The following is a 21,341-nucleotide window of genomic DNA, read 5'->3' as shown; positions in this document are numbered from 1 at the left end:
GCTTTTTGTCCGGCTGCGGACAAAAATCAAAATGTCAAATCTGAACAATCAACAATCAATAATCCAAGGATGGAGATCATAATGTCAGTTGAAAATTCCGCAAAATCCAACCCGGCGATAGAATTAAAAGTCGTCTCTGAACTCATCAGGAAGGCACGGGCCGCACAGCGCGAATATGAACACTATTCGCAGCAGCAAGTAGATGATGTCGTGACTGCGGCAGGATGGGCGATCATGCATCCTGCGCACAATCGCAACCTGGCTGAAATGGCAGTTCACGATACTGGCCTGGGCAATGTCGATGACAAAATATTGAAGAACCATCGTAAAACACTCGGCCTGTTGCGGGACCTGAAAAATGCCAAAACAGTCGGTATCATCGCCGAATATCCAGAGCGTGGATTGATAGAGATTGCGCGACCGGTCGGCGTGGTGGCAGCGATCACACCGTCGACCAATCCAGCCGCAACACCAGCTAACAAGGTGATCAATGCCCTCAAAGGGCGCAATGCCGTGATCATTGCGCCCTCTCCCAAGGGACTGAGCACCTGTATTGCACTGGTCGCTTACATCCATGCTGAACTGAAAAAAGTCGGCGCACCGCTGGATCTTGTTCAGTATCTTCCCGCGCCCACTACCAAGGAGGCGACGCAGGAACTGATGCGCCAGGCCGATCTCGTGGTCGCAACCGGCTCGCAAAACAATATCCGCGCAGCTTACACCAGCGGTACGCCTGCATTTGGAGTGGGCGCAGGAAACGTTGCCGCGATCATTGATAGTTCAGCCAATCTACGTGATGCCGCAAAAAAAATAAGCAGCTCCAAAACGTTCGACAACGCGACTAGTTGTTCCTCCGAAAATAGCGTTGTGATTCTTGATGCAGTCTATGAATCAGCGGTGGCCGCACTGATCGAAGCAGGCGGTGTCATGTTGGATGCGAACGAAAAAAGTCAGTTACAAAAAAAAATGTGGCCGCGAGGAAAACTGGATGCCGCCGTCACCGCGCAGGTCGCATCGAAAATTGCGGCACTAGCGGGATTAAGCGAGTCGCGTTTTTCGCAAGCCAGAATCCTCATGGTGGAAGAAGTCGGAACCGGTTCAGACTATCCCTATTCGGGTGAAAAGCTTGCACCGGTACTGACGATTTATCGCGCCCGCGACTTTGATCACGCCTGCCAGATAGTCAATGCTTTGTATGACTATCAGGGCGCGGGCCACTCGGTAGGCATACATACCGATGACGACGCACATGTGCTGCGTTTGGGAAATGAACTTTCGGTTTGCCGGGTCATTGTGAATCAGGCGCATTGTTTTGCCACCGGCGGCAGCTTCGAAAACGGATTGCCGTTTTCACTTTCAATGGGATGCGGCACATGGGGCGGTAATAATTTCTCCGAAAACATGCACTACAAACATTACCTGAACATCACACGAATCGTGCGCAGCATCCCAGAAAACATACCGACTGAAGAAGATATCTTTGGCGCGTATCACCGCAAATATAGCTAATCGCTCTCTTGGTATTTCTTGATTTTCAAGAGATGCAGGAGCGATATTTTTATTGCTTGGTTTTGCTTATTTTCTACTCAGTTACACTGATTTTAGGAATCAATATTATGCTGCGCACGATTCGTGAATATGTCGATTTTCAGGCTGCGAAAACCCCGAATGCGGTCTATTTGGTTGCCCCAGAACCGAACCACAGCATGACGTTCGGCGGCCTCCAGCTAGCATCCCGTAAGCTTGCACGCTATCTTGCTCAACGTGGAATTCAGCCTGGTGAAAAGGTGGCACTGTTGATGCAGAATGGTTATCAGACCTGTCGACTATTCATTGGCGCCATGTACGGTGGTTTTTGCGTCACTCCGCTAAATTTGCTGGCACAAGCATCACAGCTTGAATACGTGCTGAACCATAGCGACGCCTCTATCGTATTTGTATCGCCGGATCAACTGGTACGCCTCCACACCGCACTTAGCAATATCGACCGGAAAATTCAAATCGTTTTGTGTGATATCGACGCAGAAGAATTCATTGCCGCATCAGATCAAATGGAAGAAATGATCGAAGAGATGCCATGCGTCAATGAAGAGGACGATGCCTTGATGATGTATACCTCGGGAACCACCGGCATACCGAAAGGCGTCATGCTGACCAACAGGTCTGTCATCTCAGGAGGACAGTTCGTGTCGGCCGCGCACGAATTGGGGCCGAAAGATCGGGTCATGGCGTCCCTTCCGCTTTACCATATTAACGCTCAGATCGTGACCGCGACTGCAACATTAGTGCATGGCGGTAGTCTGGTTCTGCCGCACCGTTTTGGCGTCTCGCATTTCTGGCGCTTGGTGGCGCAGTATGAATGCAGCTGGATCAATCTGGTGCCGACCATGGTTTCTTATCTGCTGCAAGGTGCCGAGGCGCCAGACAACAATCTGGATATCAGCCGTGTCCGTTTTTGCCGCTCGGCTTCGGCGCCGCTTCCGCCTGCCCTGCATCGTGCCTTTGAAGACAGATTTAACATTGGCATCATTGAAACCATGGGACTGACGGAAACGGCAGCACCATGTTTCACCAATCCACTCGATTCAGCACAACGCAAGATCGGCAGTGCAGGCCGGGCTTTTGGCAATGAAGCGAAGATTATTAACCCAGAAGGATACGGTTTACCAAGCCGCGAAACGGGCGAAATCATGGTGCGCGGGCCGAACGTGATGAATGGCTATTACAAAAATCCCGAAGAGACTGCCAAGACTCTCACGACAGAGGGCTGGCTGCACACCGGGGATCTCGGCTATCTGGATGAGGATGGATTCGTCTTCGTCACCGGTCGAATCAAGGAGCTAATCATCAAAGGTGGTGAAAATATTGCGCCAAGGGAGATCGATGAAGCACTACTTAAACATCCAGCGGTACTTGAGGCCGCTGCCGTCGGTATTCCAGATCAACATTACGGTCAGGAGATCATGGTGTGCGTAGTGCTGAAAACGGGTCAACAATGTTCCGAAGATGAGCTTAGAATATTTTGCAAACATGAACTTGGCGCTTATAAGACACCGAAGCTCATCCGCTTTCAGGACGAATTGCCGAAAGGGCCATCAGGAAAGGTGCAGCGACTCAAGTTGCTGCAACCGGCAGAATGTTAACTTTTCAGTCAGCGTCCCGTCGCTTCTTTATTACACTGTTTTAGTTCATTCCGTGAAGCGCCCTGCTTCGTTCGGTAATTCATGGAAGACTTAACCCACGATTCCCGGCGAGCCCATTTGCATGGGTTGGCGTCGTGGCATGCCGGTAAAAGCAAAATCAAGGTCGGGCTGACGACCACAAACAATATCCGCAATCGCACGCCCTGACCCGGAGCCCATGGTCCAGCCAAGCGTTCCGTGACCAGTGTTCAAGAATAAATTGGCTATCTTTGACTTACCAATATACGGGATGTTTGAGGGCGTTAGTGGACGCAATCCAGCCCAATAGGTTGGATTATCATAATCACATGCATCGGGAAACAAAGTTCGCACGCGCTGGGTGATGGCATTGCAACGAGCCGGGTTTAATGCGCGTGAGTAACCATTTAACTCGCACGTGCCTGCCACACGCAGGCGTTGGCCCAGCCGGGACATCACTAACTTATGACTATCGTCAGTTAATGACACAGTGGGTGCCGCTTCTGGATTGATGACCTGGTATGTGGCTGAATAACCTTTGCCAGGATAGATCATCAGATTGATATCTAGCGGCTTCAAAAGCGGCGCTGAGAAGCTGCCGAGCGCCACCACAAAAGTATCGGCCTGCAACGTCTGATGGCGACCGCTTGCATCGATTACTTCAATCACTTTAATCTTCTTGTGCGCACCGCTGCCTTCTGAGAGTAGGCGCGTAACTGTCGTATTGAATCGGAACTGGACACCGAGTTCCGCAGCCTTTTCAGCCAGCGCACAGGTGAACTTATACACATCTCCGGATTCATCGGTTGCCGTGAAGTCGCCACCAACGATCTTGTCGCGCAATCCGGTCAAGGCTGGCTCCAGCCGAATGATGTCATCGACGCTCACGGTATTGCGTGGGCAACCCAGTTCTCGCATCAGCGCAGCGGCGGCCAGCGACTTATCGAACTCGCGCTGGTCGGTATAGAAATGCAGAATTCCCCGCGTCAAAAAATCGTAGTCCATCCCGATTTCGGCACGCACGGCTTGCAAGGTTTGGCGACTATATTCGGCAATCGAGACAATCTGGCGAATGTTGTGCTTGATGCGACCGGGCAAGCATTCACGCAAAAACTGTACACACCATTGCCATTGCAACAGCTCGGGACGCAGCCGAAACAATAACGGTGCGTCCTCTTTACCCAGCCACTTTATGACCTTGAGCAAGGTATGCGGATTTGCCCAAGGCTGCGCATGCGATACCGAAATTTGACAACCATTAGCAAAACTTGTCTCTTGCGCCGGACCGGGCCGACGATCAATGACGGTTACCTCATGCCCGGCCTTGTGCAGGAACCAGGCAGATGCCGTGCCTGCAATACCAGCGCCTAAGACAATGACTTTCATATTAATTCAACTTTCTGTTGGTCAAGCAATTTACTCTTTGTCACGCAGAAACCATCATTGAGGCCTGTCAGCGCCGCTGCCGCCCACCAATGAGCTGCGCGACTTCAGCGAGTAATGCATTATTAATGGGCTGCTGAAGATCAATTGCCAGGCTCCGTTTATAGTAAGGGCTGAGGTCAAGTCCCACGCCCAATCCGCAGATTTCCAGCTGACCAGGAAGCGCCTGGCGACCGACGACTTCTTTCAGATGATTGCCAAGATAGAAATCGTCATTGGCCAGATTGGTGGCGCTATCCATTGGACTTCCGTCGGAAATGACGACAAGAATACGCCTTTCCTCGTTGCGTTGCCGGATGCGGCTACACGCCCATTCCACAGCTTCGCCATCAATACCTTCACGATACAAGTCAGCCTTCAGCAGTGCCGTGATATCGGCACGCGCGCGACGCCATGGCGTATCAGCGTCTTTGTATACCATGTGCATCAGTTCATTGAGTCGACCCGGAGATGCCGGAGACTTGACACGTAGCCAATCTCGATGTGACCTGCCGCCGTTCCATGCGCCGGTAGTAAATCCCAGAACTTCGCTGGCAACGCCGACTTGTTCAAGCGCCCTTACCATCACATCGATCATCACGGTAAGTCGCTCGGAATGTGCCTTCATCGAGCCAGAACAATCGATCAGAAAGCAGACGACGCAATTGGCATTCGGCTTGAACTGCTCTTGCCGAAACAGACGTCGCTCTGAAGGTGAGCTGATTAATTGCGCCAGTCGACGGCCATCGATATAGCCTTCCTCTTCCCCGAAGGACCAATTATCACGTTGTGGAAAGGCGAGCAGCGCTCTTAATTGGCGCAACAATCGCGGGATATTAATACTTAGCGCAGCAATACGCTGATCAATCCGGTCACGATACTCTTTGAGCAATTCCTTTCGGACCAGCGAACTTGCCTCAACCTGCGTATCGTAGGCAGTCGTAAAGATGGCGTAGCCGTGCGCCGCGTCGTCCAGTACCTTGCTGCGACCACTGGCGGCGACCGTGATTACATCGGTTTCATCATTGTCGAAGTTCAGTAGCAACCTGAGCGCATTTTTGCCTTGCTCTTCTTTGCCGTTTGCTTTTTTTGCGTCGTCCGACTCTTCGCTATCGCTACGGATCATCTCACCGACGATGTCGGAAATGGCGCGGGCATGGAGCGCAAAAGCTGCCTGATCATCACGATGTCGGCGCATGCCAAGCAAATCAATGCCTAATAGCGGCGCTATTGCAGCGCGGGTGCTCTCGATAATGCCTTCGGTCTTTTCCAGCACCGGTTGGCCGGTCAGCCGCGACCAGCAAATTTGAAATACCGTATAGAGCAAAATACCCGCCGCACTCTCGGTCAAACCAGCGAGATAGAAATCATGCGACCACGCCTCAAATCGATGGTGCAGATTTTTGCGCATGCCGGGCATGGTGTCGGGCACCATCGTTTCCACCCGCAACTGTTCCAGCAACTCAAAAATAAGGCGCTCTACCGGAAGGATGGGACAGTATTTTTGATGGATAACAGGATTGGTATATTGCAGACCCAAGGCAATACTATCCGCCGCGCCCCGAAACGACCGAAAGTCGTCGCGCTGATGATCGGTTTGCAAGTGCGCGGCATGCGTCGGAAGAATTTTTTGCCCCTTGCGCAAACGACCCGCCTGCGTAGTGACGTCTGCTTCGCCGCTCAGTGAGCGAATAACGGCGACACATAACTCATCGACTTGTTGCTGCTGGCGCGTGCGGTGTGGAGCGGGATTCACTGCGTTCACATTGTGTTTTTGATTTGGTGCAGATGCGACTCTATCAGTTCGTCATCAAAGCAACGTTGAAAGTATTCTGCGACGATGGCGCGCTCGGCTTCTTCACATTTATTGAGAAAAGAGAGCCGAAAGGCCAATGCCGTATCGGAAAATATCTGGCAATTTTCTGCCCAGGTGATCACTGTGCGTGGCGACATAAGGCAAGATAAATCACCAACGGCAAATCCTTTACGTGTCAAGTCAGCCACCGCTACCATGGCTGCAACTAACCGGGTTCCCTTTTCATCTGCGTATGCTGGCACGCGTGCCTGTACAATCGCGACCTCCTCGTCAGGCTCAAGATAATTCAACGAGGCGACAATATTCCAGCGATCAATCTGTGCGTGATTCAACGCCTGAGTGCCATGATAAAGACCGTTCAGATTGCCAAGGCCAATCGTATTTGAGGTCGCAAACAGTCGGAAATGAGGATGCGCATGAATGACGCGATTTTGATCGAGCAAAGTGAATTTTCCATCCCGCTCAAGAATCCGCTGAATCACGAACATGACGTCTGGTCGACCAGCATCGTATTCATCGAAAATCAAGGCCATCGACCGCTGCAAAGCCCAAGGCACTATCCCTTCCTGAAATTCGGTGATCTGTTTTCCATCACGCAGGACGATGGTATCTTTGCCAACCAGATCAAGGCGACTAATATGACCGTCTAAATTGACGCGGATACAAGGCCAGTTAAGACGCGCCGCCACTTGCTCAATATGAGTCGACTTGCCAGTGCCATGTAAACCTTGCACCATCACGCGTCGATTCCAGGCAAAACCGGCCAAAATCGCCAAGGTCACATCAGCGTTAAAGCGATACGCGTCGTCGATATCCGGCACATGCGCACCACGTTCACGGAATGCTGGCACCTTGAGATCGGAGTCAATGCCGAACAAGGTTCTTACCGACACCATGAGATCGGCTTTGGCCTCCGATGTTGCTGAAATCGTTGCTTGGGATGAGGCAGTCACGACGGCTTCCTTATATTAAATTAGCTGGCGACGTTCGTTGCCGAGGATGTCTCAGATTCAATAGCGGCCAGCGCTTTAGCTGCACGTTGCAAGGCTGGCAAAAAATGCAAAGCCTTTTCGTGCGTCAAGCGCATGATCGGCGCTTGTATAGCAACCGCCAGATTGGAGCGCCCTTCTGCGGCAGGAACGAGCACCGCGACACACAGTAATCCCGGCAGGAATTCTTCGTTATCGATGGCGTAGCCATTACGCCGCACCACTTCCAGTTCTTGCTCAAGTTTGACCGGATCGGTTTCTGTGTTGTTGGTGTATTTGATCATGGGCATATGGGCCAGCAAACGGCGACGTTGCATCGGCGTCATTTGCGCCAGAAATAATTTACCCGTCGACGAGCAATGCGCCGGGACCCGCGATCCCGGATGCAAATAGAAGCGCAACGGCGCAACGGTTTCCATCCGATCCAGATACACCACTTCGCTCCCTGTGAAGGCAGTCAGATTGCAGCTCTCTCCCACTTCCTCCATCAATTGACGCAGTACGTTATGGCGCGCGCCATGATAGGTGTTGTTGATCAGCAGGTTGGATGCGAGGCGTCGCAGGCGAACACCGGTGCTGTAGTGACGACCATCACCTTCCCGCTGTAACACACCCACACCCTCAAGCTGTTGCAACATCCGGTGCACGGTCGGTTTAGGTAGACCGATCTCTTCGACGATTCCCTGAAGCGAGAATGGTTGATCCTTTTCAGCAATAACCTCCAGCAATGCAAACAAGCGCATGGTTGGCGTATCACCGTCGATCTTCTCTTGCTCCAACTTTTCTACAGGATTGTTATTCATATGACTGGCTTATAGAGTTATTCGGATTTTAGTCACAAAACGTCTCGAAATTTGTAATAAATAGTTTTACATGTCTCTTTTTGTGTTCTACATTACTATAAATTTAAAATAATTGGAACAAATTGTACTACTTTCGATAGAAACTCTTAAGTATGACAAAATTTAGGCGTGTTTAAACGAGCGTCGATTCTGAATGTTAAAAAAAAATCACGGTTATAAACCGTGATTTTTTACGCCGATTGAATACTTTCGAATATTCTCAGAATTATGTTTTAGTCATCGGCACCGCCTCCAACCCACACTCACATTCACATCATCCGTAAAATCAGGAAATACGCCCAGCCATAGGAGACGACGGCGACGCTGCAAAACGTTTCGGAATTCGTCCCGCCAGATAAGCCGCACGTCCCGCTTGCACTGCTAGTCGCATGGCCCGCGCCATTCCGATGGGATCACGCGCACCGGCAATCGCAGTATTCATCAGTACACCGTCACAACCCAACTCCATCGCAATCGCCGCATCAGAGGCAGTGCCTACGCCTGCATCAACCAGCACAGGAACGTTGGCTTGTTCGATAATCAGGGATAAATTCCAAGGATTCAAAATACCCATGCCGGAACCGATTAACGAGGCCAGCGGCATGACAGCGACGCAACCGATTTGCTCTAACATCTTGGCCTGAATCGGATCATCGCTGCAATAGACCATGACATCGAAGCCGTCGCGCACCAATATTTCTGCGGCTTTCAGGGTTTCGGGCATGTTCGGAAACAAATTTTTCTCGTCACCTAATACTTCAAGCTTGACCAGTTTATGACCGTTCAATAATTCGCGTGCAAGCTGCAAAGTATAGACCGCATCGTCGGCGTTATAGCAGCCGCCAGTATTAGGCAAAATCGTAAACTCCGATGGCGGCACACTATCGAGCAAACTAGGTGCATCCTCATCCTGACCTATGTTGACACGGCGGATCGTCACCGTCACGATCCCGGTTCCACTGGCATCGACCGCGGCACGCGTCTCTTCAAAGTCGCGATATTTTCCCGTGCCCACCAAGAGCCGCGACCGATATGTTTTGCCTGCGATGGTCAGACAATCGTCAGACGTTTGTGTTTGCAGTTTCTGGGGTAGGCTCATTTCATTTTCCTTCGAGAGAGTGTCGATTGCGACGCATTAAACTGCCGATCATGTGATTGCGCCTAATACTATTGAAGCGACCAGATGTAAAACTGGCCCGATAACACGGACCAGAGTTGACGACCTGATCGGTCGGTTCAGACGATACCTAATAGTTTGATCAACACCAGACTGGCCGCCGACAATATCAGCAACGATAAGACCACCACTATCGTCACACGTCCACCAGCCTTCAGCACTGAACGGGCATCAACGCCAAGCCCGAGTGCCGCCATCGACATAATGGTCAGGAGATTTGCAGAAAAATGCGCTGGTTGAATCGCAAACTGAGGAATAAAATTAAACGATCGCAGCGCCATTAACAGGAGAAATCCGATGATGAACCATGGCACCATCTGTGAAAGTGGTGTGCGGAAGGCGCTGTCCTTGCGTCCCATTAACGACAAAAGCAACACAACCGGCCCCAGCATCAAAACCCGCACCAGTTTTACAAGCGTACCGATTTGCGCGCTGGTCTGCGAGACCGCTGCGGTCGCGGCCAGCACCTGTGGAACCGCATAAACCGTCATCCCCGCAAAAATACCGTATTGCACCAGCGACAGTGACAATACCGGCATCAAAAATGGCAATATCAGTACGACCATGACACCGAACACGGCAGTAAAAGCAATAGAGGCTGCGACGTCTTTACTATTCGCATCAATTACTGGCGCCACGGCCGCGATAGCCGAGTTGCCGCATATGGAATTGCCGCAGGCAATCAGGATCGCCATTTTAGAAGGCAAGCCCGCCACACGACCTATACAATAACTAGCCAAAATCACCATTAACACCACGACCGCGATACCACCAATGAGGTCTGGTCCTTTTTCCAGAATAGCGCTGGCACTGATCGAGGCACCGAGCAATACGACGGCGATCTCAAGCACCGTCTTGGCACCAAAACGAATACCTGCTTCAAAGCGTGCATCGAGCTTGTAAAAAGTCCGCACGATGCTGCCGATCAGAATCGCCAGAACCAGACTTTCCAACCAAGCCCGACCAAAGAAGTGTTCTTCCAATGCTTCCAGAGCAAAAGCGGCACCCGTGACAATTCCGCAAAGAGCCAATCCGGGAAGGATATTTCTTGTCGCTGTTATTATATTTTTATTCATTTGTCCCAATCTTTTTTAACGCTTTAATTGCACGCGTTCATTATCGGGTGGACAAATAGTTCGGTCTATCTTATAGTTTTTCATATTTCGTTAAATAAAATCGAACAATAAAATGGCCCTTGAACCATGACTCTTGAACAATTACGTATTTTTGTAGAAGTCGCTGAACGCCAGCATTTGACACAAGCGGCGAATGCGCTTTCGCTGACGCCCTCTGCTGTAAGCTCAGCCATTCGGGTGTTGGAAAACCGTTATGGCATACCGCTATTTAATCGCGTGGGACGCCGCATTGAGACCAGCGAGGCAGGTCGTATTTTTTTGACAGAAGCGCGGTCAACGCTAGCGAGCGCCAGAGCGGCGGAACTAACGCTGTCGGAATTGGGCGGACTCAAACGTGGAGCGCTGAACATTCAGGCTAGTCAGACGATTGCCAGTTATTGGCTGCCGGAGCTGATGGTGCGCTTTCATCAAAAGTATCCACAGATTGCACTCACTCTTACCGTCGGCAATACGCAGCAAGTGGCGCAAGCGGTGGTCGACGGTGCGGCGGATCTGGGATTCATAGAGGGAACCATAGACGAACCAGCATTGGTAGTAGAGACCGTTGATGAGGACCGGATCGTCGCTGTGGTCGGGCCGGGCCATCCCTGGGCAAACGGCCAGAGGCTAGAACCCGCAGATTTACGGAGTGGCAAGTGGATCATGCGGGAACAAGGCTCGGGGACGCGCTCCGCCTTCGAGGAGATGCTAGAGGCAATCGGCGTGGACGTGAGTGGATTGCACATCGCTCTCACGCTGCCGTCAAATGAAGCAGTGCGCTCGGCAGTCATGTCAGGTCCCTTTGTGACGGTGGTATCAGAACTGGTGGTCGCGTCACATCTTCAGGCCGGGTTACTATGCAAGGCCAATATTGAACTGCCACTGCGCTCGTTTTATCTGTTGCATCACAAAGCACGCTACAAAACCAAGGCCTCGCTGGCGCTTCAGGAAATGATTCAGCGGAGGCATGATGAAATATAAACTTTATGCATGCTTTTAATCCGTAAGCATTGATAATGCGGCACACTAAAAGTTATAAGAAGATATAAGCTTTTTAAGTTCTCACATCCCCAAAGACGAAAAAAAGATCGGCATGTACGCCGAATAGTTCATCAAGGGAACTGTGTTCTTGGAAACTGCAAATGCGCCAACAACCTTGCAGAGCAAAGTTGTGTAACAATTTCAACCAGCATCACTTATCCACACTATCCACCATCATCAAAAGGCGTAAAAATGGCAAAAGTCGCATTTATTGGTTTAGGGGTCATGGGCTCTCCAATGGCAGGCCATCTTGCCAAGCACGGTCATGAAGTGACGGTGTTCAATCGCACCCAGACACGGGCGGATTTATGGGCCACAAAGAACAAAGGGCAAGTCGCCACTACGCTGGCGGCCGCTTGCAAGGATGCCGAATATGTTTTTACCTGCGTCGGTAATGACAATGATCTGTATCAAATCACCTTGGGCGACGACGGAATACTAGCCAACATGACGGTCGGCAGTATTTTGATCGACAACTCAACCTGCTCGGCAGATGCAGCGCGGAAGTTAAGCGACGCTGCAAGTGCACTCGGCATTAGCTTTCTTGATGCGCCCGTTTCCGGCGGCCAGGCTGGCGCGGAAAATGGCGCATTGACGGTGATGGTCGGTGGCGATGAAGCAGCATTTAAAAGCGCAGAACCAATCATTGCCTCTTATGCCCGTGCGGTGGTGTATATGGGCCCAGCAGGCTCTGGTCAACTCACCAAAATGGTCAATCAAATCTGCATCGCAGGACTCGTTCAGGCATTAGCAGAAGGCCTGGCGTTTGCTGAGCGGGCGGGCTTGAACGGCGAACGCGTGATCGACGCCATCTCCAAAGGAGCAGCACAATCCTGGCAGATGGAAAATAGAGGCAAAACAATGCTGGCGTCTAAATTCGACTTTGGATTTGCTGTTGATCTGATGCGCAAGGATTTAGGAATCTGTTTCGATGAAGCAGAACGTAACGGTAGCCAGCTTCCAGTAACCCGCCTAGTAGATCAGTTTTATACAGAAGTACAAAACCGAGGCGGTAACAGGCTGGATACTTCTAGTTTGATGATGGTCGCTCGGGTTGAAGAAAAAAAGCAATAAAGTAGATTGACGGTATTCCGGTTATTCCGCTATTCCGCTATATCACGTTCAAAAATTTGCCAATATTGGACGTAATATTGTCAAGGTGCGACCGAGGGGACGTTGATATCCCCATCAGCGCACCTTGCTTGATTTTGTTAATCCAAAATTGCTTGTAATCGGGCTAACGCATCGTCAATGACGAACGCAGGGGCAGTTTCGACTTTTTTAGCTCCTTTCGCCTCAAGATCTAACATGCGCACTTGATTGACCAACGCGACTCCCTGCGTTACGGTTCCAGAGCCTCTTAATGGAACTGCGAATCCAGCAAATCGGGCGAAGTCACCGCCTTGTGTGATGGGCGCCACCATCGCAACGCCTAAAGAGTTGAACAGCGCTGAAGACAAAATCAGCGCCGGACGATTTTCTCCCTGCAATTCACGGCCTTGGGTGGGATTCAGGCTCACCATCACGATATCGCCACGTTGAAACTTGACGCGCCTTACCATGCTTCGCGGCCCACCGAGGTAATGTCATTCCATACTTTTAAATCTGCTGGAACCGGTGCTTTGGCATCACATTGCGCAATCAAGTCTGCCAATGCATAGGTCGGCCGCTTTGCCTTCAACATCACCCCTTCAGGGCGCACGTCGACCGATAATTTATCACCTAATGCTACTTTAAGCTGGCTAAGCAGTTCCGTGGGCAGCCGAACTGCCGCGCTATTGCCCCACTTTTGAATTGATAATTCCATTTACGCGCCTCCTGAATGTTTATACATTGTAGCTACAAATAAGTTTATCGCCAATCAGCCTTGTTTAAACATTGTATATACTTTTAACATTCAAATATTACAATGAATTATTTAATGGAACATCAACCTCCCGCATCGTCCGGATCTTTACAAATCGCCCTAATCAACTCCGAAAATTCAATTACGATATCGGTCAACAGCGATTCTTTTCTATAGACCAGCCCGGCATGCATGACCGGCAATTCTTCTTTCAGATTCAAGGCCTTAAGCTTGCCTTTGAATGCCGACCACTCAAATGCTGGCTCGGTAATTACGCAGGCATAATCCTGCTGCGCGGCAAGTTGTGAGTACAGCACGGTTGAAGAACAGCGGATAATTTTTTTAGGCAACTTCACATTGCAGGCATTAAAAATTTCTGCAAACATGCTGCCCGGGCTTTCCAATTTATCCCACACCAGCCAGGTGTATCCCGTTAAGTCCATGATCGACGTCACATTCGGGAAGTCGTTACGCACCCTCAAGCACACCAGGAGTTTGATTTTATAGAGGGTCTCCCAATGATAGCGCGGGGAATTTGGTATACCTATCCGGGAAATAACGCCTAAATCAAGCGTTCCATCGAGCAAGCCTTCTGTGATTTGTGCAGGTCGCATCTCGTTGATATGAATATTTATATCCGGATACCGATGATTAAAAGCACTGATGGCTTTTGATATCGGCCCCAAGGCCACGACGGGCGTGACGCCAAGAAAAACATTCCCTTTTTTCAGCCCTGACAGGCTGGCGATATCTTCTTTTGCATGCCTGATTTCTTGATCCACAATGCGGGCGTGCTTCACCAGTATTTGTCCAAACATCGACAACTTCGCGCCTTGTGAAGACCGCACCACCAGACTTACCCCTAAATCAGTTTCCAATTCTTGAATGGCCTTCGTCACTGCGGGCTGCGTGATATGCAACGATTGTGCAGCCATGCTGAGGCTACCGTGTTCTGCAATCGCAATTAAAACTCTCAGTTGTTGTAGCTTCAAGATGGACCCCAAAATCCTGCGGCCAATTCACATTGACTGCTTATTCGTTCAGTGATCGATGGCAATGCAAGCCAGTTATTACGGCGACGCGCAAATCTATTCCCTGCATCAGCTATTTAAGGCTCTGTGCTGCAATTTTATGCAGCTTTACATGCAAAAATTCATTATAAAATAATTTCATTTTTAATGATAATTTGTATCGATTTTTAGATAAATGAGTTGACATTCAATTTGCGAGGTCTTAAAGTTCCATTAATGTTAAATATTGGAACTTATAGTACCAATATATATAAAACATGCATTGCGCAACCCAACACGCGCGCAACGAGTCATTTGAACAATTTATGTTTTGTACAACTTATGAATAATCAACTCACAAGAGAGACTTTTATGACCGATCAAATATCCCTGGTTAACCGGAAGGTGACGGTTGGCTTACAGAAGATGACCCCGTCCGAAGCGATGGTGGAAACACTGGTTGCCAATGGCGTCACTGATATGTTCGGCATCATGGGCTCGGCCTTTATGGACGCGATGGACATCTTTGCACCTGCCGGTATTCGCCTCATTCCCGTGGTGCACGAGCAAGGTGGCGGTCATATGGCCGACGGTTATGCGCGTGTGTCCGGTCGTCACGGTGTGGTGATTGGTCAAAATGGTCCCGGCATCAGCAATTGCGTCACCGCCATTGCCGCGGCATTCTGGGCACATAGTCCGGTGGTCATCATCACACCAGAAACCGGCACTATGGGCATGGGACTGGGCGGCTTTCAGGAAGCCAACCAGTTGCCGATGTTTGAAGAGTTCACCAAATATCAGGGACATGTGACCAATCCGGCCCGCATGGCCGAGTTCACCGGACGCTGCTTTGACCGTGCCATGTCAGAGATGGGACCGACCCAACTGAATATTCCGCGTGACTATTTCTACGGTGAAATTCAAGCCGAGATTCCATTGCCAAGTCGCCTGGATCGTGGTCCTGGCGGCGAGAAGAGTCTTGACGAAGCCGTTGCATTGCTGGCGAACGCCAGATTTCCGGTCATCATTTCCGGTGGCGGCGTGGTCATGGCCGATGCCATTGAAGAATGCAAGGCACTGGCTGAACGTCTGGGCGCACCGGTCGTCAATAGCTATCTCCATAACGACTCGTTCCCGGCCAGTCATCCATTGTGGACCGGACCGCTCGGCTATCAGGGTTCCAAGGCTGCCATGAAGTTGATGGCGCAGGCAGATGTGGTGATTGCACTCGGTACCCGGCTCGGGCCTTTCGGTACCTTGCCGCAGCACGGCATGGACTATTGGCCAAAAACTGCCAAGATCATCCAGATCGATGCCGACCATAAGATGCTGGGATTGGTCAAGAAGATCTCGGTCGGTATCTGCGGTGATGCCAAGGCAGCGGCAATTGCGCTGACCCAACGTCTGACTGGCAAAACGCTGGCGTGCGACGCGACGCTTGCCGCACGCGCTGCCACGATCAAGTCCGAGAAGGACGCCTGGGAAGCCGAACTCAGTGACTGGACCCATGAAAGAGATGCATTTAGTCTCGACATGATCGCAGAACAAAAGAAAGAAAAAACCCCGTTCGGCGGCACATATCTGCATCCCCGTCAGGTCTTGCGCGAACTGGAAAAAGCCATGCCCGAAGACGTCATGGTATCGACCGATATCGGCAACATCAATTCGGTGGCGAATAGCTATCTGCGTTTTGAGAAGCCGCGCAGTTTCTTTGCGGCGATGAGCTTTGGTAATTGCGGCTACGCCTTCCCAACCATCATCGGGGCCAAGGTCGCTGCACCCCATCGTCCGGCGGTGTCGTATGCCGGTGATGGCGCGTGGGGCATGAGCCTGATGGAGACCATGACCTGTGTGCGTCACAATATTCCGGTCACGGCGGTGGTATTCCACAATCGTCAATGGGGCGCAGAGAAGAAAAATCAGGTCGACTTCTATAACCGTCGCTTTGTCGCCGGTGAACTGGAGAACCAAAGCTTTGCCGCCATCGCAATCGCGATGGGTGCCGAAGGGATCGTTGTCGACAATCTGGAAGACGTCGGACCGGCACTGAAAAAAGCCATTGCCATGCAAATGAACGAAGGCAAAACCACCATCATCGAGATCATGTGTACGCGTGAACTGGGCGACCCGTTCCGACGCGATGCATTGAGCAAGCCAGTGCGCTTGCTGGAAAAATATAAAGATTACGTTTGATCGCTTATTAAATCCCATCGTTTCGGAAAAATAAAGAGTCGGGCAAAAGAAAAACTGCATATTTTCATTAGCGCGCCGCTTTATTTTTTGCATTGTGATTTGATGGTGGTCGCTTTAAGATTGCCTTAAAGCTACAGAATTTTATTAGGCTGCCAGTTAGCATAATTGGCGCCATTTTAAGATTTTATTATCCAATTGCGACTGAGGCATTGTTTCCAGCGAGGCGCTTATCAAGCTTGCCGATGAAGACTGAACGCCAGCAAAGCTGGCAAGCGCAGCATCGCTGGCGCGACTTTGCGGAAGTCCACTCAACATTAGATTGTGAAAAAAACATGAACGCTCAAGTACAAACAACCAAGCAAGAAGTATCAGAAGAATTTTTGATGGCCTTCGGCCAGGCATGGAACCGTCACGACATCGATGCACTGATGGATTTTATGGCAGAAGACTGCACCTTCCATGCAGCAGCCGGACCTGAATTACAAGGCAAAACTTTTACGGGACGCGAGGCCGTCCGTGCTGGCTTCCAACTTGCGTGGCAGACGTTCCCGGATGCCGCATGGCTTGATGCGAGCCACTTTGTCTCGGGCAATCGCGGCGTATCCGAAAGCACCTTCAGTGGCACCAAATCTGATGGCACCCGGATCGAAGCCCGGATGGTGGATGTCTTCACCTTCCACAACGGCAAAATCGCGGTGAAGAATGCCTTCCGTAAGGACCGTCCACCAGTTGTCGTTGCACACGTCAGCGCTTGAGGCGATATGTCATCCCCATCTACATCATTCTTACCGCATCAAGGAGCAACTTTGGACACCACAGTTGACACCCGATTTGCCGATACCGGCAGCAGCACTGCTCCCCTCAAACCGTACGATCCGGCCTACGATCCGCTGACAGCAACGGGTCCCGGACAAGGACGCGAATATGCGCCAACGTACTGGATCGGTACTGCTGGCGAACCACCGCCAGACGATGGTCCGATCACGCATGATATCGATGTCGACGTTGCGATCATCGGCTCTGGATTTACAGGCCTGACCTGCGCCATTTTTCTAGCGCAAGAACACGGCATCAAGGCGACCGTACTAGAAGCCAATCGCGTGAGCTGGGGATGCAGTACCCGCAACGGCGGCCAGGCTCAATGTAATTCCGGACGCCTGAAACGTTCACAGTGGATTCAGCGCTATGGCCTGGATACTGCGCTAAAGCTGCATGAAGAAATGTGCGACGCGATGGAAACTTTTAAAGGGCTCATAAAAGACATTGATTGCGATCCGCAACCCGGCGGTCATTTGTATATCGCGCATCGCGCCAAGGTGATGCCCGCCTTGGAGAAGGAAGCCAAGCTGCTGCGTGAAGTATTTCATTACGATGCCCGTATTTTTGATGCCGATACCGTCAAGCGCGAATATGTCGACGACAAAGAAGCAATGGGCGCTATGCATGAACCGGAAGGCATCGGCATTCATGCCGGTAAACTGGCATTCGGTTATCTCAAAAAAGCCCGTGCGCTAGGTGCTAAGGTGCATCCGTCAAGCCCTGTAACCAGCTGGCAAACCCGCGATGGCGTCCACTATCTGACAACTCCCGGCGGCATCGTACGGGCGCGGGCGGTGGCTGTTGCCACTGGCGGCTATACCTCGCAAGATTTACATCCAAAATTGAAGAATCGATTGTTGCCGATCCTGTCAAACTCGATCGTCACGCGGCCGCTGACTGCGGCCGAAATTGATGCCTGTAATTTTCGCACTACTCAAGTACTCACCGATACCCGAATCCTCAGACACTACTACCGTCTTATGCCTGATGGACGAGTACAGCTTGGCAGTCGCAGCGCCATCACCGGCTCTGACGCACCGCAAAGAAAATACCAGGATCTGCTGATCAGTGATCTTTATCGTAAATTTCCTGCATTGATGGGAATCGATATTGATTACTCATGGTGGGGATGGGTAGATATGAGTCACGATATGATGCCGCGTATCTTCCAGCCAGATCCAAAACAAACTATCTATTACGCGGTCGGATACGGAGGAAATGGCGTAATGTATTCAGCACAGGCAGGACGTCGAATGGCCGAACTGATCGCTGGCAAAAAAACGTCTTCACTACCAATTTTCAACTCCGCATTGCCCTTCCCCAACGTGATGGAAAAGGTCGAGTCACAAGCTTTCGCACCATTCCGTCGCTTTGGGCAGAGCATCCTCTATCGCTGGTATCACATGAAAGACGAAGTACTGTAAGACCAATAAGGTCGGGCCAATCGCAGCCCGACCAAAAAATAACAATAACAATAATACGGAGACTCAATGGGTTGTGCACCTAAACACGTTGCAAACGTGAGGTGACACTCCAAATATTCCAGTCGCGGCAGACAATTAATAAATAGAGCAGAAAGCGTGTCTGTCACACCTCGCGTCCATGACGCTTTTGTCAGTCGCACTAGAAATTCGTCTGACTATTTATAAAGAAGGCGCCCTACACATTTCTCTGTCGGTTTGACCAATTGCAGAGAATGATCTGCAGACGTCTGATGAGCAGTCACATAGCTACAAATAATAACGATTAGCCTTTTCGTATCGAACTGCATTTGGATTTTTTTGTAAAAATTGAAGTTTAAAAATTAGTGGGTAAAAAAAATAAAAATTAGCCCTTATAACTAACGGAGACGAGACTGAAATGATTACCGATTTGGATGGTTGTACTGGTTTACAGCACACACTCAAACAACGTCATATGACGATGATTGCGTTGGGTGGCGTGATTGGCGCCGGGTTATTTGTTGGCAGCGGTGTAGTCGCAAAATCTGCCGGACCCGCAGTGATCCTGTCATTTCTTTTGACAGGTGGTTTGATTATTCTGATTATGCGCATGCTGGGCGAGATGGCATCATCGTTGCCGACAGTTGGCTCGTTTTACGAATATGCCCGGCTCGCTTTTGAAGATCGGCCTAACATTTCCCAATTTTTGGGCTTTATGAGCGGATGGATGTACTGGTACTTTTGGGTGGTAGTCGTCGCGTTGGAGGCAATCGCGGGTGCCAAGCTGATCAATTTCTGGTTACCCGATATTGCTCCCTGGATCATCAGTCTGGTGTTGCTGGTGTCGATGACTTTATTAAATTTGATTTCGGTAAAATCATTCGGCGAGTTTGAATTTTGGTTCGCTTCCATTAAGGTCGTCGCGATCATCATTTTTTTAACCTTAGGCGGCTTGTTCCTAACTGGTATCTTGCACCACACCCCGGCAAGCCTGGGACATTTTCTAAGCCACGGCGGGTTCATGCCAAATGGTTGGGGACCGGTACTCAGCGGCGCTGTTGCCGCAACAGCATTTTATTCCGGCGCTGAAATCGTTACCATTGCCGCAGCAGAAACCGCTGATCCGGCAAAAGCTGTCGCACGCGCTACCAATTCGGTGATTTCACGCGTGCTGCTGTTTTATGTAGGCTCCTTGTTTTTGGTCGTATGTATTGTTCCCTGGGATTCACCTCAAATTGGCACCCCGTTTGTCAGTGCATTGGAAGGAATGGGCATTCCCTATGCCGCTGATATCATGAACGGCATTATTTTGACCGCTGTTCTATCGGCACTAAACTCCAGCCTGTACGCATCCTCACGTATGATTTTTGCATTAACGCGTCGTGGCGATGCACCAACGGCGTTGGTAAAACTAAGCAAAAACGGCGTGCCCGTCCGCGCCATTCTGTTCAGCACGCTGTTTGCTTATGCGGCAATTGGAGTGTCCTATATTTCCGCAGACCTAGTATTCCCATTTATCGTCAATTCTTACGGGACGTTCATTTTGTTTGTCTATCTGCTCATTGCTATCTCGCAACTACGCATTCGTGCGCGCCTGGATCGTGATCATCCAGAGCGGATCAAAGTACGCATGTGGTGCTTTCCTTACCTTACTTATTTTGCGATTTTCGCCATGTTGGTGATTTTGGGCTCGATGGGATTTTCACCTGATCCGGAACAACGCTTGTCGCTTTGGTTCGGTCTGGGTAGTTTGGCTTTGCTGGTGGTGATATACCTTGTTAAACAGCGGTTTGGTGGCGATAAAAAGCCTCCGTTAGAGACTTCTAAGGTTATCAAAGAGGCCGGCCCGGCCCTTGAAATCGCAAGCGATTTATTAAAACCACCTTCATTTGCAGTCAGGTAATCGGGCATTGCCAGTATTGCCAATATCGTTCGATTAAGTGGGTAGCTGAGACGGCCGCTGCGCCGCGCATGCTGATCGGGGTGACCCGACAGGAAGTAACTTTTTTGCTTAAGCTCTGCGCCCACGCGAAGAGACATTAACCAATAGATTCGTCACGTCAAATATAGCAACATCGTCGTGGAACAAGACAAACTTGCCATTAAGCGCGTGACGTTACCAATGCCCGACTTCAAATCTTTTCGCTCAGCTAAAACCGCCTAGTGGGGCATTGAACAGATGTACATGATGCATACAGTACAACCTATGATGGCGGGCTCAGATGAGATGTCAGGTTGTCAGATGGTCGAAATCCGGCCTAACCCTCAATATGGATGGTGTGCGTCTCAATGCCATTGGGAGAAAATGATATAGATGGTGTGCATACTACCTATAAAACTTTATATAGCTTTGCGTTAATTCTACGTTATTATCAAGATTGCAAAATAATTCCTTATTCTTCCTTGATCCAACACTTATAGCTACAACCGCATTTGGCGATCTCATCTGTGTTTCACGAACTCCTCAC

17 protein-coding genes are annotated in these 21,341 nt (G+C 50.3%); 8 read left to right on the top strand and 9 right to left on the bottom strand.

From position 1 onward, the window contains the following. The first annotated feature begins 81 nt into the window (after nt 1-81). On the top strand, nt 82-1,509 hold the full coding sequence (sauS, locus tag RGU75_RS16325) for an acylating sulfoacetaldehyde dehydrogenase (protein ID WP_322237769.1): 1,428 nt from the start codon (nt 82-84) through the stop codon (nt 1,507-1,509). 107 nt (nt 1,510-1,616) lie between these two features. After that, nucleotides 1,617-3,143, top strand: a complete 1,527-nt coding sequence (locus tag RGU75_RS16320; RefSeq protein WP_322237768.1) for an AMP-binding protein — start codon at nt 1,617-1,619, stop codon at nt 3,141-3,143. 90 nt (nt 3,144-3,233) lie between these two features. Here RGU75_RS16320 and RGU75_RS16315 read toward each other — a convergent pair whose 3' ends face one another. From RGU75_RS16315 to RGU75_RS16290, 6 genes are all read right to left on the bottom strand, one after another. Then, complete coding sequence (locus tag RGU75_RS16315) at nt 3,234-4,547, bottom strand: D-amino acid dehydrogenase (protein WP_322237767.1); 1,314 nt, start codon at nt 4,545-4,547, stop codon at nt 3,234-3,236. Nucleotides 4,548-4,614: 67 nt separating this feature from the next. Next, nucleotides 4,615-6,348, bottom strand: a complete 1,734-nt coding sequence (locus tag RGU75_RS16310; protein ID WP_323509565.1) for a cobaltochelatase CobT-related protein — start codon at nt 6,346-6,348, stop codon at nt 4,615-4,617. Continuing rightward, nucleotides 6,345-7,295: an AAA family ATPase gene (locus RGU75_RS16305; RefSeq protein ID WP_322240585.1), complete on the bottom strand. Its 951-nt coding sequence runs from the start codon at nt 7,293-7,295 to the stop codon at nt 6,345-6,347. The genes RGU75_RS16310 and RGU75_RS16305 overlap by 4 nt, the downstream gene beginning before the upstream one ends. A 77-nt stretch (nt 7,296-7,372) precedes the next feature. Next, nucleotides 7,373-8,191, bottom strand: coding sequence for an IclR family transcriptional regulator (locus tag RGU75_RS16300; RefSeq protein WP_322237761.1), 819 nt, complete (start codon nt 8,189-8,191; stop codon nt 7,373-7,375). 325 nt (nt 8,192-8,516) lie between these two features. Continuing rightward, nucleotides 8,517-9,329, bottom strand: a complete 813-nt coding sequence (locus RGU75_RS16295; RefSeq protein WP_322237759.1) for a thiazole synthase — start codon at nt 9,327-9,329, stop codon at nt 8,517-8,519. Nucleotides 9,330-9,466: 137 nt separating this feature from the next. After that, complete coding sequence (locus RGU75_RS16290; RefSeq protein ID WP_322237756.1) at nt 9,467-10,483, bottom strand: YeiH family protein; 1,017 nt, start codon at nt 10,481-10,483, stop codon at nt 9,467-9,469. 126 nt (nt 10,484-10,609) lie between these two features. Between RGU75_RS16290 and RGU75_RS16285 the strand changes: the two genes are divergently transcribed. Together RGU75_RS16285 and RGU75_RS16280 are read left to right on the top strand one after the other, a co-directional pair. Continuing rightward, nucleotides 10,610-11,503 carry a LysR family transcriptional regulator gene (locus RGU75_RS16285; protein ID WP_322237754.1) on the top strand — a complete coding sequence of 298 codons (894 nt, stop codon included), beginning with the start codon at nt 10,610-10,612 and terminating at the stop codon, nt 11,501-11,503. Between the two features lie 252 nt (nt 11,504-11,755). Further along, complete coding sequence (locus RGU75_RS16280) at nt 11,756-12,637, top strand: NAD(P)-dependent oxidoreductase (protein WP_322237752.1); 882 nt, start codon at nt 11,756-11,758, stop codon at nt 12,635-12,637. Nucleotides 12,638-12,774: 137 nt separating this feature from the next. On the opposite strand, the gene RGU75_RS16275 is transcribed toward RGU75_RS16280, so the two are convergent. From RGU75_RS16275 to RGU75_RS16265, 3 genes are all read right to left on the bottom strand, one after another. After that, nucleotides 12,775-13,125 (bottom strand): type II toxin-antitoxin system ChpB family toxin, encoded by a 351-nt coding sequence (locus RGU75_RS16275; RefSeq protein ID WP_322237749.1) that lies wholly within the window; start codon nt 13,123-13,125, stop codon nt 12,775-12,777. Next, the gene (locus tag RGU75_RS16270) at nt 13,119-13,370 is read right to left on the bottom strand and encodes an AbrB/MazE/SpoVT family DNA-binding domain-containing protein (protein WP_322237747.1); all 252 of its coding nucleotides are present in this window, start codon (nt 13,368-13,370) and stop codon (nt 13,119-13,121) included. The genes RGU75_RS16275 and RGU75_RS16270 overlap by 7 nt, the downstream gene beginning before the upstream one ends. A gap of 122 nt (nt 13,371-13,492) precedes the next feature. Then, nucleotides 13,493-14,401 carry a LysR family transcriptional regulator gene (locus RGU75_RS16265; RefSeq protein WP_322237746.1) on the bottom strand — a complete coding sequence of 303 codons (909 nt, stop codon included), beginning with the start codon at nt 14,399-14,401 and terminating at the stop codon, nt 13,493-13,495. A 390-nt stretch (nt 14,402-14,791) separates the two neighbouring features. Between RGU75_RS16265 and xsc the strand changes: the two genes are divergently transcribed. The 4 genes from xsc (at nt 14,792) to RGU75_RS16245 (ending at nt 20,776) form a co-directional block, all read left to right on the top strand. After that, complete coding sequence (xsc, locus tag RGU75_RS16260) at nt 14,792-16,612, top strand: sulfoacetaldehyde acetyltransferase (protein ID WP_322237742.1); 1,821 nt, start codon at nt 14,792-14,794, stop codon at nt 16,610-16,612. Nucleotides 16,613-16,944: 332 nt separating this feature from the next. Beyond that, nucleotides 16,945-17,367 (top strand): nuclear transport factor 2 family protein, encoded by a 423-nt coding sequence (locus tag RGU75_RS16255; protein ID WP_322240584.1) that lies wholly within the window; start codon nt 16,945-16,947, stop codon nt 17,365-17,367. A 51-nt stretch (nt 17,368-17,418) separates the two neighbouring features. Next, complete coding sequence (locus tag RGU75_RS16250; protein WP_322237740.1) at nt 17,419-18,855, top strand: FAD-binding oxidoreductase; 1,437 nt, start codon at nt 17,419-17,421, stop codon at nt 18,853-18,855. A gap of 436 nt (nt 18,856-19,291) precedes the next feature. Beyond that, nucleotides 19,292-20,776 carry an amino acid permease gene (locus RGU75_RS16245; protein WP_322237738.1) on the top strand — a complete coding sequence of 495 codons (1,485 nt, stop codon included), beginning with the start codon at nt 19,292-19,294 and terminating at the stop codon, nt 20,774-20,776. Nucleotides 20,777-21,341: the final 565 nt, after the last annotated feature.

This window comes from Glaciimonas sp. CA11.2 (assembly GCF_034314045.1).
Lineage (GTDB): Bacteria > Pseudomonadota > Gammaproteobacteria > Burkholderiales > Burkholderiaceae_D > Glaciimonas.
This window is presented reverse-complemented; position numbering and strand designations above follow the sequence as displayed.